This window comes from Campylobacter sp. RM12654 (assembly GCF_020137585.1).
GTDB lineage: Bacteria > Campylobacterota > Campylobacteria > Campylobacterales > Campylobacteraceae > Campylobacter_E.
Map to the genome: position 1 here is coordinate 1 of NZ_JACGAR010000004.1, position 13900 is coordinate 13900.

Below are 13900 nucleotides of genomic sequence, written 5' to 3' on the forward strand. Positions count from 1 at the left end.
TAAAAAGAGGAAAAAAAGGGGGGGAGTTATGGGGGGGGGGGGGGGGCGTGAGCCCAACGCCGTAACGAACCCCGCCTTGTCTTATTTATACAAATTTGCGAGATTTTAAAAATTCGCCCCTTAAATGCCTATGTAATAGGCATTTTAACCTTATTAAGTTTCACTTAAGAAAACCCCATTTTTTACCCATTTTTTAAGTTAGTTTTGAGAAGAATTATTAAAATATAAAGTAAAATCCTAAAAACAAAAAAAATATAACATTAAGTTTATTTTAAGTATTAAAAAGATACTATTCGGAAATTTAACTCATAGAGAGTAAGAAACATTTAAGATACTATGAAAAGAATTGAAAATTGGTTGCGAAAGAGGGATTTGAACCCCCGTCCTTCGGGTTATGAGCCCGACGAGCTAACCACTGCTCTATTTCGCGATAAATAAAAGTGGATGGGGTAAAGGGATTCGAACCCCTGAATGACAGGACCAAAACCTGTTGCCTTACCGCTTGGCGATACCCCAATGCAAATTAAAAGCGTGATTATATATCAAAAAAATATATTTGTCAAGTAAAATTTTTAAAAAAATAATTTTTACTTATTTTTTTGTATTTCTAAACATTTATATATTATTTTTACATACACTTAATTAAAATAATTATTAAAAGGAAAAATATGTCTTTTGTTAGTATAGAAGAAGGTATAAAAGAATTAAAAAAGGGAAATATGTTGATAATGCTAGATGCTGAAGATAGGGAGAATGAAGGTGATTTAATTTTTCCAGCAGAATTTAGCACGCCAGAAAAGGTGAATTTTACATTAACACATGCTAGGGGTGTTGTTTGTGTAGCACTAGATAAAAAAATTGCAGAGCATTTTGAATTACCACTAATGGTTCCTAAAAATACATCTAATCATGAAACGGCATTTACTATTACGGTAGATATTAAAACGGCAAGTACAGGTGTTAGTTCTAGCGAAAGAGATGCTACTATAAAATTATTTGCAAATAAAAATGCAGTTGCAAGTGATTTTGTAAGACCTGGTCATATTAATCCGTTAATAGCAAAAGATGGCGGTGTATTAGTTAGAACAGGGCATACGGAAGGAACGGTTGATATGTGTAAATTAGCTGGTCTTACTCCTGCTTGTGTAATTTGTGAAATTATGAATCCTGATGGAACAATGGCTAGACGTGATGATTTAATAGAATTTGGCAAAAAGCACAATATAAAATTAGTAACTATTGAAGACTTAATTAAATATAGATTGCAAAATGAAAGCTTAGTATCAAAAATTAGTGAAGAAAAAACCAAATTACTATGTAAAGATGTTAAAAAGATTGTATATAAAGATTTTTTAGGAGATATTCACACTATTTTTGCTTTTGCAGGTAAAAATGAAAAAAGTCTGATTAAGTTTTATAAGAGTTCTAAAGATATTAATATTTTAAATGCTACTAAATTAGAAGAAACTTTAAAATCAATAGATGATTTAAGTAAAGAAGGTGGTATGCTAGTATTTATGGAAGGCTTAAAAAGCGATGATAAAAATTATGGCATAGGAGCGCAGATTTTAAAAGATTTAGGCATTAATAAGTTTAAATTTTTAGGCAATCAAGAACAATTTGCAGCTTTAAGTGGCTTTGGCTTAATTATTGAATAATTAAAATATTTAGAATTTGAAATTAAATAATTGATTTCAAATTCTATTTTAAAACTTACTTATTTAAACCCAAGACTTTGCAGTATTCACAATACACACAGCTAACAGAACGCTTAGCACATACTAAAGGTATATTTCTTTTTTTAGCTTGACTTTTTATTTTTTTCATAGTGTTATGATTTAAAAAACTTGTAAGCATAACAACACAGCCAGTGTCTTGTGGAATGCTTTGACGATTTACTCTATTTTCATTTCTAGCATCCCAATGAGTGATTGTTTTTGCACCTAAGTCATGTAAAACTGCTTTAATAGGGGTAATCTCATCTGCACCAATAACCAAAACTGACATAAAACTCTCCTTAAAAATAATTTTGAGTATGATACTCAATTAACCTTTAAAGAAACTGATAATTATTATAAATTTCTAACAATTATATTAACTTACATTTTTATACAATGGTTTTAGGCTTTCATATGCGATATTTATTTCTTCAAATTTTTCTTTTAACACTCTTTTTACTTCTTCACTTTTTTCCGAGTGAAAATCAGGATGATAAACTTTACTTAACTTAAGATATTTATTCCTTACAACATCAAAACTAGCTCCTACTTCCACTCCCAATGTTTTAAAATGTTCTTCTAAAAGCATACAAACATTTAAAAACCTATTGTCTTTTTTCAGCTCATTTTTAATTTCTTTTTTAAATTGCAAATAAGCCAATTCGCTTAGACTAAAGCTTACGCAGTAATTTAAATGCTCGTTACAAGCACATAGTTTATCTAATAAACTTAAGGTATTTTCATTTTTATAAGTGATGATAAATTTAGTTTTTAATATTTTTATATCGTGCTCTTTAAAATAATTAGAAAGATAAATTATTAAATTTTTTTCAAGATTTGAGAAATTTAAAATTATATCTTTTCTCATAAAATCAAGCTTACAATTTATCATTGCTTTTAGGCTATTTACGCTTACTAGATTTAGTTTAAATTTTTTATAATATGCGGTATTTATATTTTGAAGTTGCTCGTTATTGTATTTTTTATTCAATATTGATAGTAATTTTAAAAAATATCTTCTTTGTGGAATTTCATTTTCAACATAAAATGATATTAGTTTGCTTTTCTTTCCGATATTTTGTGAAAAATTTTTATTAATTATTTCTTTCATTTCTTTAAAAAATGAAAAATCTTGAGTATTTATACTAATTGATTCTAAATTCTGTACAACTTGCATTTATAACCTTTATAAAGTTTTTTATAAATAAGCAATTTGTATTCCAAATATAATTGTAGTGATTTTCAAAAGAACTTTTGCAAAAGGAAATAATATTAATTTTCCTTTTGCAATGTAGAATTTAAATAGCGATTAATACATATGCTATTGCTGCAATAATTGTTGGTATTGCATTTCTTTTAGCTAGTTCAATTGGATTAACCTTCGCATAAGTAGCACATATAATAGCAGCTCCTGCAATAGGGCTCATACTTCTTCCAAGTCCAGCTACAGCAGTTACAACAGAGCCAAGGTGCATAGGGTCTAGTCCAATATCTGCTGCTTTTATCGTTACAGCTTGATTAAATGCTATTCCGGCAGCATCTCCGCTACCTGTTATTAAGGCTAGGGCAAAAGTTCCAACAGAACCTATGAAAGTTGCAATATTTGGATTTGATTTCATAAAATCAATTAATTGTTGAACAAATCCCATAGCTTCAAGCCCTGCAACGAATATCCCCGCACAAATAATGATTCCATATACATGTGAAAATCCTTCACCCATACCAGCACAAAATTTTTTCATAACTTCACCAGCTTTTACATCTTTAAAGCAAGTAATAAATGCTAATAATGAGCCAATAATCATTGCATGACCAATGCCAACTTTTGGAACTTTAAGTGCAAAAGTAGCTTCATACCATTCTTTAAAATGCGAATTGCTAAGAACTAAAAGTATAGCAACAGGAACAATTGGAACAATAGCTTTTATAGGATTGATTTTGAAATCTTTATCATCATTGCTTTCATCTTCAAGAACATAACCTTTATATTCTTTTAAAAGTAAGCCAACAATCATCAATCCAAAAGCACAAATTACAGCACTTACTCCAAAATAAAACGCTTCATAATGGATTACTTCCATTACATTTACTTTACTAACTTCAGCAACTATATTTGTCTGATGATAACCAGGGTTTAGATTTGCGCTTCCATAAGTTCCTAATAAAACGGTCGAAGCAGCAAGCGCAGGATGAACTCCCATTCTCATAAGTAGCGGGATAATAACCGCACCAACAGCAGCAGAGCAACCAGCAGCAGAAGTTACTGAAATATTAATAAATGCAGTGATTAATACAGCTCCAGGAACTAGAAAAATACCTGCATATTTTAATACTTTTGACAAAGCATGAACTAAATGCTTATCGCAAGTTGTAAGCTTTAAAACATAAGCAAAACCCATAGCAGCAACTATTGGTTCAATAATGTTTGCCTTTTTTATCGCTTTAGTAAAAGCTTCTAGTGCGTCCATTGGAGCACCTGCAATAATACATAAAACAACACCACTTGTAAAAAGAACCATTCTTGATTCGTAGCGTTTAATTAAAAGTGTAATAGTAATAATTACTACTATTAATGCTAGTGCAATTTTAAGAATTGCAAAACTTTCCATATTTTCTCCTTAAATTAAGTAATAAAAATTAAAATTAATTTTCATTTATTCTAACTGAAAGTTGTTAATTTGATATAAATTATAAAAATGATAAAGCAATAATTAAAATATATTTAATATAAATATTAAATACTATTAAAATAATTATTGTAATTGCTCTTCTATAATTTTTTTATATTTTAATAATTCTGTTGTTATTAAATCCTTTTTTTCATCATTTATATGAAATTTCAAGATAGTAACACTAATTGCAGCAAATATTTGTTGGTTTTTATAAATAGGCACAGCAAAACAAGAAAAATCATCATCATATTCCCCGTATTCATAAGAATAACCTAGATTTTTACAATACTGAATATTGTCGTATAAATCATTTATATTATTGATTGTTCTTGCAGTATTTTGCTCTAGAATTTGTTTTTTGAAAATACTTTTTAATTCATTTAAATTTTTATCAAATAACAATGCTTTGCCAAGAGCAGTTGCGTTAGCATTGGCTACATCTCCAGCTTTTGTCTTTAGAATAATTTTTTCATTACCTTCACTTTTATGTAAGTAAATTACTTTTTTACCATTTAAAATCCCTAATTGCACGGCTAATCTTATTTTTTTAGCTAGCTCATCCATATAATAAATTATAATTTTTGTAGATTTCCTTTGTTCTAGCTCTGGATTTAGACAAAAAGATAATTTGTAATTTTTATTATCAAAACTTAAATAATCTAATTCACAAAGTGTTTTTAAAATAGGATGAAGAGTTCCCACACTGATTTTACATTCTTTTGAAATTTGTGTTATGTTAAGACCTTCATCACAATTTTTTAAAGTCTCTAAAATTTTAATAACCCTTAAAGTTGGTTGATGTAAAGTATCCAAGATTTTTCCTATTTATGTAAGATATTTTAATATATTAGATATTTCTTAATTATCTCTTAAAATTACAAGTTTTTTAGCTTAGTATTATTATTTAGTTTTTAAAAGAATTTAAACTGATAATATACATTATTGTTTAAATAGGAATATGTTGTATTCCTATTTAAAATGGTCTTATAATCATTGCAGTAATTATACCTATCATTATTATAGTAGGCACTTCGTTATAAGCTCTAAAAAATTTACCACTTTTTTTACAGGTATCATTTTTTAGTTGTTTAAGGTATCTTAAGCAATCAAAATGATAAATCAGTAGTAGAACAACACACAATAATTTAAGATGAAAATAACCAAGTTTCATCAAGGTTGAATTAGCACTAATCATTAAAATTCCAGTAAGTAGTGTAATTATCATAGAAGGTTGTCCTATGAAATAAAACAATTTATCTTCTTGAATTTTTACAACTTCAACAAATTCTTTTTTATGTGAATGTTCTTGATGATATACATAAAGGCGTGGCAAATAAAACAAAGTCGCCATCCAAGAAATAAACGCTAAGTAATGAAGCCATTTTATCCAATCATAATTGTTAGCTAGAAATTCCATTTTTCTTCCTTTTCTTAAAAATTTCTTTTAAAATTATTATAATAACGCCAAGGTTAATACACACATCAGCAATATTAAAAACAGCGAAGTTAAACCAATAATGCCAAGCTATAAAATCAATAACTCCAGGATATAAAAACCTATCATAAATATTGCTTATGCCCCCGGCTAATATGAATGATAGGGCATAATAATTATCGTTTAGGAATTTTTTTTCTTTAACTAAAAGTATTCCAGCAATTATAAGCAACATTATTTGAATATATTTTAGATATTCTTGTAAAAAACTTAGCATTGAAAAAGCAACCCCATCATTAAAAACTAAATAAAAACTAATAGGGGTAAAATGCCATTCATAACCTGCTAAAAATATATTTTTACTAAGTCTATCTAAGATTATTACAATGGCTATTATAAGACTTGAGATGATAATTTTTTTTCTCATACTAGCACACTTTGAAAGTATTTTATACATTCATTTTCCATATTTTTTAAGGTTTTTTCGTTTTCACATTCAAGTAATATTCTCATTAAATTTTCAGTTCCTGAATACCTAAATAAATAATTCACATTATTTTTATTTAATTTTTCATATAAGTTATCTATGCCTTCTAATTTATCTAAAGGTTTTTTTTCTGTGATTTTTAGGTTTGTTAGGCTTTGTGGAAATAATTTAATTTCGCTAAAAATCTCGCTAGCTTTTTTATTTAATAATAATTTTGCTACTTGAAGTGCTGCTACTATGCCATCACCAGTTTTTGCATAATCGCTAAAAATTATATGTCCGCTTTGCTCTCCACCAAAATTATAATTTTTATCTTGCATTGCATGTAGAATATATTTATCTCCAACATCGGTTGTAATATAAGAAATATCGTGTTTTTTAAGATAATTTAAAAATCCCATATTACTCATTTTACTAATTGCAACACCGCTTAAATTATTATTATCTTTTAAAGCTTTTGCTAAAACCCCTAATAAAATATCTCCATTAATGATTTCTCCGTTTTCATCAACCATAACCAATCTATCAGCATCTCCATCAAAAGCAAACCCAACATCAGCTCTTAATCTTTTTACTTCTTTAGCTAACATATTTGGATGAAGTGCTCCACAATTATCATTAATATTTATTCCATTTGGCTCACAAGCTAATGTTATAACATCAGCTCCTAATTCAGAAAAGACAGCAGGCGCAACCTTGTAAGCCGCTCCATTTGCACAATCTAACACAATTCTAAGGTTTTTTAAGGTTGTATCTTTTGGAAAAGAATTTTTAATATGAACTATATATCTACCTATTACATCATCAATTCTTTTTGCAGAGCCGATTTTATCCTTTATTGCAAGATGCGAATTAATTAAATTATCATCATTAAATATTCTATCTATTTCAAATTCTTCGCTTTCGCTTAATTTAAATCCATTAGCATCAAATACTTTAATACCATTATCATAATAAGGATTATGAGAAGCACTTATCATAATAGCAAAATCACATCTTAAATCTTGACTTAAAAAAGCAACAGCAGGTGTAGGCATAGGGCCAATTTGCAATACATTAAAACCTACTGCATTAAGACCACTAACGATTGCATTTTCTATCATATAACCACTTTTTCTAGTATCTTTTCCAACTATTACTTTTTTTGTTAATGCTTTATTTTTAAAAAAAATTCCAATAGCCATAGCAGCTTTAAGAGCTTTAAAAGCACTTAAATCATTACCTGCAAAACCTCTAATTCCATCTGTTCCAAATATCATTTTTTTGCCTTTCAGTATGATTTTAATTTTGAATTAAGATTATTTTAACAAAACTTTACTAAAATCAGTCTTTTAAAAATTTTTACGAAGGAATTTTTTATGGCAAATCATAAATCATCAGAAAAAAGAGCTAGACAAACAATTAAAAAAACTATTAGAAACAGATTCTATAGAACAAGACTTAAAAACATTACTCGTGCAGTTCGTGAAGCAGCAGCAGCTAATGATAATGAAGCGGCAGCAGCAGCTTTAAAAGTAGCTAATAAAAAAATTCACGAAATGGTAAGCCGTGGTTTTATTAAAAAACAAACAGCTTCAAGAAAAGTAAGTCGTTTAGCACTTTTAGTAAATAAAATTGGTGCATAATTTTTAATGCTAGCAAGCAAACTTGAACCTTTCTTAAAACGCTATGAAGAAATTCAAGCGTTTTTAAGTAATATTGAAAATACTACAGATTTAGCAAAAGTTACAGCCTTATCAAAAGAACAAAAAAGTTTAGAAGATATAGTTGAAGTTGCTAAAAAATATTTAAATACGCTAGATTCAATTGAAGAAAATAAAACTTTATTGCAAGACCCTGATTTAGGTGATTTAGCTAAAGAAGAATTAAAAGAATTAGAAGAATTAAAACCTAAATTAGAAGAAGAAATAAAAATACTTTTATTACCAAAAGACCCAAATGATGATAAGAATATTTTCTTAGAAATTAGAGCTGGAACTGGTGGAGATGAAGCTGCTTTATTTGTCGGAGATTTATTTAAAGCTTATGCAAGATATGCTGAAGATAAAAATTATAAAATAGAAGTAGTTAGTCAAAGTGAAGGTAGTGCAGGTGGATTTAAGGAGATTATTTTATTAATTAAAGGTGATAAAGCTTATTCAAGATTAAAATACGAAGGTGGCACACACAGAGTTCAAAGAGTTCCTGCTACAGAATCTCAAGGCAGAGTTCATACAAGTGCTATAACCGTTGCAGTTATGCCTGAAGTAGAAGATAGTGATATTGAAATAAATCCAAATGATTTAAAAATTGATGTAATGAGAAGTAGTGGTCATGGTGGTCAGAGTGTAAATACTACTGATTCTGCAGTTAGAATTACGCATATTCCAACAGGTTTAGTTGTTGTTAATCAAGATGGTAAAAGTCAGCATAAAAATAAAGAAAGTGCTTTAAAAGTTTTAAAAGCAAGACTTTATGAAATGCAAGAGCAAGAAAGATTAGCAAAAGAGCGAGAGAGTAGAAAATCTCAAGTTGGAAGTGGAGATAGAAGTGAAAGAATTAGAACTTATAATTATCCACAAAATAGAATAAGTGATCACAGAATAAATCTTACTTTACACAGATTAGACATAATTATGCAAGATGGTTTGTTAGATGAAATCATTGAACCACTAATAGCTCACTATCAATCAGAGGCTTTAAACGAAGCTAATTTATGAAAAAAATAATTTTAAGCATACTTGTTGTTGTATTAACAACTAGTGTGTTTTTGTATGACAATTATCAACAAGAACAAAGAAATATAATCAAACAAAAACAAGAAATAGATTATCTAGTAAAATTACTTGAAAAATTATATATAGCAGCTAAGGTGGAATGTTCAAGTCATACTGAATGCTTTATAGAAAATGGAGTTTTTAAATATTTTAAATTCTCTAATATTTATATTAAAAACAGAGTTGCATTTTATAATTTTTTACAATTGCTTGAAAAGGATTTTAAAGATTTAAAATACTCTTTTATAGAAAAGAATAATTTAGAATATTATTTTGATAAAAATAAATATTATTTTGATGATACTAGCTTGTTTAATATGAGTTCAGAATTTGAATTTAATGTTGATAATCTGAAGTTTAATGACAATGTAAAAGATGATTTAGCATTTTTATCTTGGTATTTAAATAAAACTGCTTATAAATCTATTCTTGATATGTTAAATGATATTAGTATAGATTTTAGAGTAAAATATAGCGTTGTAAATAACGCAATTGATTATTCTAAAATAGCGACTAATTTACAAATCAATCTTTCAAATACAAGTAAAATTAGTTTTAAAATAAGAAATAAAAAAATTGAGTTTAAGATTGAAAATTTTGATTTAATTAAAATTATTTTTATAGAATTTAAAGAAATCATAAAACCATTTTTAAAAAATAATGAAAATATTATATTTTTTGAAAGTTTATTTACTCATTATGATGAAATAATTAACCCTAAAATTAAATCAGTAACTTTTTTGATTGACAATATTTACAATACTAAAAATGTCCTATTTTCTAGCACTTACAAACTTGAATCAAATTAACATTTATTTATAAGCTTTGAGTAAAATTGAAACACAAATTCTATAAAAAAGGAAAAAATTATGGCAAAAGTTATGAAAACAATGGATGGTAACGAAGCCGCTGCATATGCTGCCTATGCGTTCACAGAAGTGGCAGGAATTTATCCTATTACTCCAAGTTCACCTATGGCTGATTATACAGATATTTGGGCTTCTCAAGGAAAGAAAAATATTTTTGGAATGCCTGTAAAAATTGTTGAAATGCAAAGTGAAGCAGGTGCTGCTGGTAGCGTTCATGGTTCGTTACAAGCTGGTGCATTAACTACAACTTATACAGCTTCTCAAGGTTTATTACTTAAAATCCCAAATATGTATAAAATCGCAGGTCAAATGCTTCCTGGTGTTATACATGTTGCTGCTCGTGCAATTGCTGCTCAAGCTTTATCAATTTTTGGTGATCATCAAGATATTTACGCAGCTCGTCAAACAGGTTTTGCAATGCTATGTTCAAATAGCGTTCAGCAAGCTATGGATTTAGCTGGTGTTGCTCATCTTAGTGCTATTAAAGGAAGAGTTCCATTTATGCATTTCTTTGATGGATTTAGAACATCTCATGAAATTCAAAAAATTGAAGTAATGGACTATGAAGTATTTAAAAGATTAATTGATATGGATGCAGTTCAAGCATTCCGTGATACCTGTTTAAATCCTGAACATCCAAAAACTCGTGGAACAGCGCAAAACGATGATATATATTTTCAAACTCGTGAGTTAGCTAATAAATTTTATGATGGTTTACCTGATGTAGTAGCTGATTATATGAAAGAGATTTCAAAAGTTACAGGTAGAACTTATAAACCATTTGTATATTATGGTGCTGCTGATGCTACTCGTGTAATTGTTGCTATGGGTAGTGTAAATGAAGCTTTAACTGAAGTGGTTGATTATCTAAACAAAAAAGGCGAAAAAGTTGGTGTTATGATGGTTCATTTATATAGACCATTTAGCTTAAAATATTTCTTTGAAGAAATGCCAAAATCAGTTAAAAAGATTGCAGTTTTAGACAGAACAAAAGAACCAGGTAGTATAGGCGAGCCTTTATATCTTGATATAAAAGCTGCATATTATGATAAAGAAAATGCGCCTTTAATTGTAGGTGGTAGATATGGTCTTAGTTCAAAAGATGTTGACCCTGCACAATTACTTGCAGTATATGAGAATTTAAATCAAGAAAAACCAAAAAATAATTTTACAATTGGAATTAATGATGATGTAACTCATCTTTCATTACCACTAGGCAAAAAGATTTCATTAGGAGATGAAAGCACAACTGAATGTTTATTCTACGGACTTGGTGCTGATGGAACGGTAGGTGCAAATAAAAACTCAATTAAAATTATTGGGGATAAAACTGATTTATATGCACAAGCATATTTTGCTTATGATAGTAAAAAATCAGGTGGATATACAAGAAGCCATTTAAGATTTTCTAAAAAGCCAATAACTTCAACTTATTTAGTAAGTACCCCACATTTTATTGCTTGTAGTGTTGCTGCATATTTAGATATTTATGATGTTTTAGCAGGTATTAGAGAAAATGGAACTTTCTTACTAAACTCAATTTGGGACGAACAAACTACAATTGAAAAAATTCCTAATAAAGTTAAAAAAGTTCTAGCTGAAAAAAATGTGAATTTTTATATCATAAATGCTACAAAACTTGCTCGTGATATAGGACTAGGTAATAGAACAAATACAATTATGCAAAGTGCATTCTTTAAATTAGCAAAAATTATTGATTATGAAGATGCTCAAAAATATATGAAAGAATTTGCATATAAAAGCTATGTTAAAAAGGGCGAAGCAGTAGTTGAGATGAACTATAAAGCTATTGATATTGGAGCACAAGGTTTAGTAAAAGTTACTGTTGATCCAGCTTGGGCTAATTTAGTAATAGATGAGAAAAAAGCTGATGATAAATACATAGGAACTGCTTTTGTTGAAAATATAGTTAAACCTATGAATGCTGCAAAGGGTGATGATTTACCAGTGTCAGCATTTATTGGATATGAAGATGGTAGTTTTGAGCATGGAACTACACAATATGAAAAGCGTGGTGTTGGTGTTATGGTTCCTAAATGGATTGAAGCAAATTGTATTCAATGTAACCAATGTGCATCAGTTTGCCCACATGCGGTAATACGCCCATTCTTAATTAATGATGAAGAAATGGCAAATGCTCCAGTAGGCGTGAAAGAGCATTCAATCGATGCTAAAGGTGTAAAAGGCGAAAGTCTTAAATTTAAAATTCAAGTTTCAACATTAGATTGTACAGGTTGCGAGTTATGTGTAACTGAATGTCCAAGTAAAGAAAAATCACTTGTTATGGTTCCACTTGAAGAAGAGCTAGAAAAAGGCGAACAAGATAATGCTGATTATTTATTCCATAAAGTTACTTATAAAGATAATTTTATAGCAAAAGATACTACAAAAGGTGCTCAATTTGCACAACCATTATTTGAATTCCACGGAGCATGTCCAGGTTGTGGTGAAACTCCATATATTACATTAGTTACTAGAATGTTTGGTGAGAGAATGATGATTGCGAATGCAACAGGTTGTAGCTCAATTTATGGTGGTTCAGCACCTTCTACTCCATATCGCAAAAATGATAAAGGTTTTGGACCTGCTTGGGGTAACTCATTATTTGAAGATAATGCTGAGTTTGGTATGGGTATGAGAGTTGCTACCGAGACAATTCGCCATAGAATTGAAGATATTATGATTAATACAAAAGATAAAGCTCCAAATGCAATTGCAGCTCTTTATGGCGAATGGTTGGCTAATAAGAAAAATGCTGATATAACAGCAGATGTTAGAGATAGACTAATTCCATTATTAGAACAACACGCAGAGCTTGAAGGTGCTAAAGAAATTTTAGGTCTAAAAAGCTATGTAGCTAAAAAATCTCAATGGATTTTTGGTGGTGATGGCTGGGCTTATGATATTGGTTATGGTGGGCTTGACCATGTTTTAGCTAGTGGAGAAGATGTGAATGTATTAGTAATGGATACTGAAGTTTATTCAAATACAGGCGGACAAGCTTCAAAATCAACTAGAACAGGTGCAGTAGCACAATTTGCTGCAAGTGGTAAGCCAAGTCAGAAAAAAGACTTAGGACAAATTGCTATGACTTATGGAAATATTTTCGTAGCTCAAGTAAATTCAAATGCAAATTATGCTCATTTTATTAAAGCACTAATCGCAGCAGAAGCTTACGATGGACCAAGCTTAATCATTTGCTATAGCCCTTGTATAGCTCACGGAATTAAAGGTGGAATGGGTGCTAGTGGTGATCACGCAGAAATCGCAACTAAGTGTGGTTATTGGCCAATTTACACATTTGATCCAAGATTAGAAGCAGAGGGTAAAAATCCATTAAAAATTGCTTCAAAAGAACCTGATTGGAATTTATATGAAGAGTTCTTAATGGCAGAAGTTCGTTATAACTCACTAAAAAAAGGAAATCCAAAAGAAGCAGCAGAACTATATGCTCGCAACAAAGCAGATGCACAAAGACGCTATAGACAATTAAAGCGTTTAGCAGCAGCTGATTATAGCGTTTCTGAATAATCTCAAGCCCTTTTTAGGGCTTGATTATTTTATTACTCAAATAGAATTTAAAACACTAATATAATTTTTTTATAACTATTGAATTATTAATCATATTAATCTTTTTATGAAGAAATAAGAAACATTATTGACGCTTATAAAAGCATTAAAACACTTTCATAGTTTTATACTCAAAAATTAAAATTATTTTTTAAGAATATATAAAAATATCATCTAATTATTATAAATTAAAGTAATTACTTAAATGGTGTTAATTTGCCTATTTAAAGCTTAATAGTATATATTCAAAATTAGCGTAAATAAAGGCAAATTAAATATTTAAAGTATTAGTAAATTTATACTATAGATTTATAAGCAATGTGAAAAATTATTAATTATTAAAATACTAAAAAAGAAACTTTTTATAAGTTT

12 protein-coding genes and 2 tRNA genes are annotated in these 13900 nt (G+C 28.8%); 5 read left to right on the forward strand and 9 right to left on the reverse strand.

The features are described 5' to 3' along the window. Window positions 1-354: 354 nt before the first annotated feature. A tRNA-Met gene (locus tag AVBRAN12654_RS02005) sits at window positions 355-430 on the reverse strand. A gap of 11 nt (window positions 431-441) precedes the next feature. Continuing rightward, window positions 442-516, reverse strand: a tRNA-Gln gene (locus AVBRAN12654_RS02010). A 152-nt stretch (window positions 517-668) separates the two neighbouring features. Here AVBRAN12654_RS02010 and AVBRAN12654_RS02015 point away from each other — a divergent pair. Beyond that, window positions 669-1658, forward strand: a complete 990-nt coding sequence (locus tag AVBRAN12654_RS02015; protein ID WP_214117180.1) for a bifunctional 3,4-dihydroxy-2-butanone 4-phosphate synthase/GTP cyclohydrolase II — start codon at window positions 669-671, stop codon at window positions 1656-1658. A gap of 55 nt (window positions 1659-1713) precedes the next feature. On the opposite strand, the gene AVBRAN12654_RS02020 is transcribed toward AVBRAN12654_RS02015, so the two are convergent. The 7 genes from AVBRAN12654_RS02020 to glmM all read right to left on the reverse strand — a co-directional run bounded on the left by AVBRAN12654_RS02020 (window position 1714) and on the right by glmM (window position 7571). Next, the gene (locus AVBRAN12654_RS02020; RefSeq protein WP_214117178.1) at window positions 1714-2007 is read right to left on the reverse strand and encodes a DUF2325 domain-containing protein; all 294 of its coding nucleotides are present in this window, start codon (window positions 2005-2007) and stop codon (window positions 1714-1716) included. Between the two features lie 87 nt (window positions 2008-2094). Then, window positions 2095-2895, reverse strand: a complete 801-nt coding sequence (locus tag AVBRAN12654_RS02025) for an adenylosuccinate lyase (RefSeq protein WP_336613831.1) — start codon at window positions 2893-2895, stop codon at window positions 2095-2097. Between the two features lie 121 nt (window positions 2896-3016). Then, window positions 3017-4327, reverse strand: coding sequence for a C4-dicarboxylate transporter DcuC (gene dcuC, locus AVBRAN12654_RS02030; RefSeq protein WP_336613832.1), 1311 nt, complete (start codon window positions 4325-4327; stop codon window positions 3017-3019). A gap of 144 nt (window positions 4328-4471) precedes the next feature. Further along, complete coding sequence (locus AVBRAN12654_RS02035) at window positions 4472-5203, reverse strand: IclR family transcriptional regulator (RefSeq protein WP_214117161.1); 732 nt, start codon at window positions 5201-5203, stop codon at window positions 4472-4474. A 160-nt stretch (window positions 5204-5363) separates the two neighbouring features. Continuing rightward, complete coding sequence (hemJ, locus tag AVBRAN12654_RS02040; protein ID WP_214117160.1) at window positions 5364-5807, reverse strand: protoporphyrinogen oxidase HemJ; 444 nt, start codon at window positions 5805-5807, stop codon at window positions 5364-5366. Then, the gene (gene lspA / locus AVBRAN12654_RS02045) at window positions 5791-6282 is read right to left on the reverse strand and encodes a signal peptidase II (protein WP_214117157.1); all 492 of its coding nucleotides are present in this window, start codon (window positions 6280-6282) and stop codon (window positions 5791-5793) included. Before lspA ends, hemJ begins: the two co-directional genes overlap by 17 nt. Next, window positions 6249-7571: a phosphoglucosamine mutase gene (gene glmM, locus AVBRAN12654_RS02050; protein WP_336613833.1), complete on the reverse strand. Its 1323-nt coding sequence runs from the start codon at window positions 7569-7571 to the stop codon at window positions 6249-6251. Before glmM ends, lspA begins: the two co-directional genes overlap by 34 nt. Before the next feature lie 99 nt (window positions 7572-7670). Here glmM and rpsT point away from each other — a divergent pair, with 99 nt between their 5' ends. The 4 genes from rpsT to nifJ are packed head-to-tail and all read left to right on the forward strand — an operon-like array spanning window position 7671 to window position 13489. Continuing rightward, window positions 7671-7937 carry a 30S ribosomal protein S20 gene (gene rpsT, locus AVBRAN12654_RS02055; protein WP_214117154.1) on the forward strand — a complete coding sequence of 89 codons (267 nt, stop codon included), beginning with the start codon at window positions 7671-7673 and terminating at the stop codon, window positions 7935-7937. A gap of 6 nt (window positions 7938-7943) precedes the next feature. Beyond that, window positions 7944-9011, forward strand: a complete 1068-nt coding sequence (gene prfA / locus AVBRAN12654_RS02060; protein ID WP_214117152.1) for a peptide chain release factor 1 — start codon at window positions 7944-7946, stop codon at window positions 9009-9011. Continuing rightward, window positions 9008-9877 (forward strand): hypothetical protein, encoded by an 870-nt coding sequence (locus AVBRAN12654_RS02065; protein WP_336613834.1) that lies wholly within the window; start codon window positions 9008-9010, stop codon window positions 9875-9877. The genes prfA and AVBRAN12654_RS02065 overlap by 4 nt, the downstream gene beginning before the upstream one ends. A 60-nt stretch (window positions 9878-9937) precedes the next feature. Next, window positions 9938-13489 carry a pyruvate:ferredoxin (flavodoxin) oxidoreductase gene (gene nifJ, locus AVBRAN12654_RS02070; protein WP_336613835.1) on the forward strand — a complete coding sequence of 1184 codons (3552 nt, stop codon included), beginning with the start codon at window positions 9938-9940 and terminating at the stop codon, window positions 13487-13489. The last annotated feature ends 411 nt before the right edge of the window (window positions 13490-13900 follow it).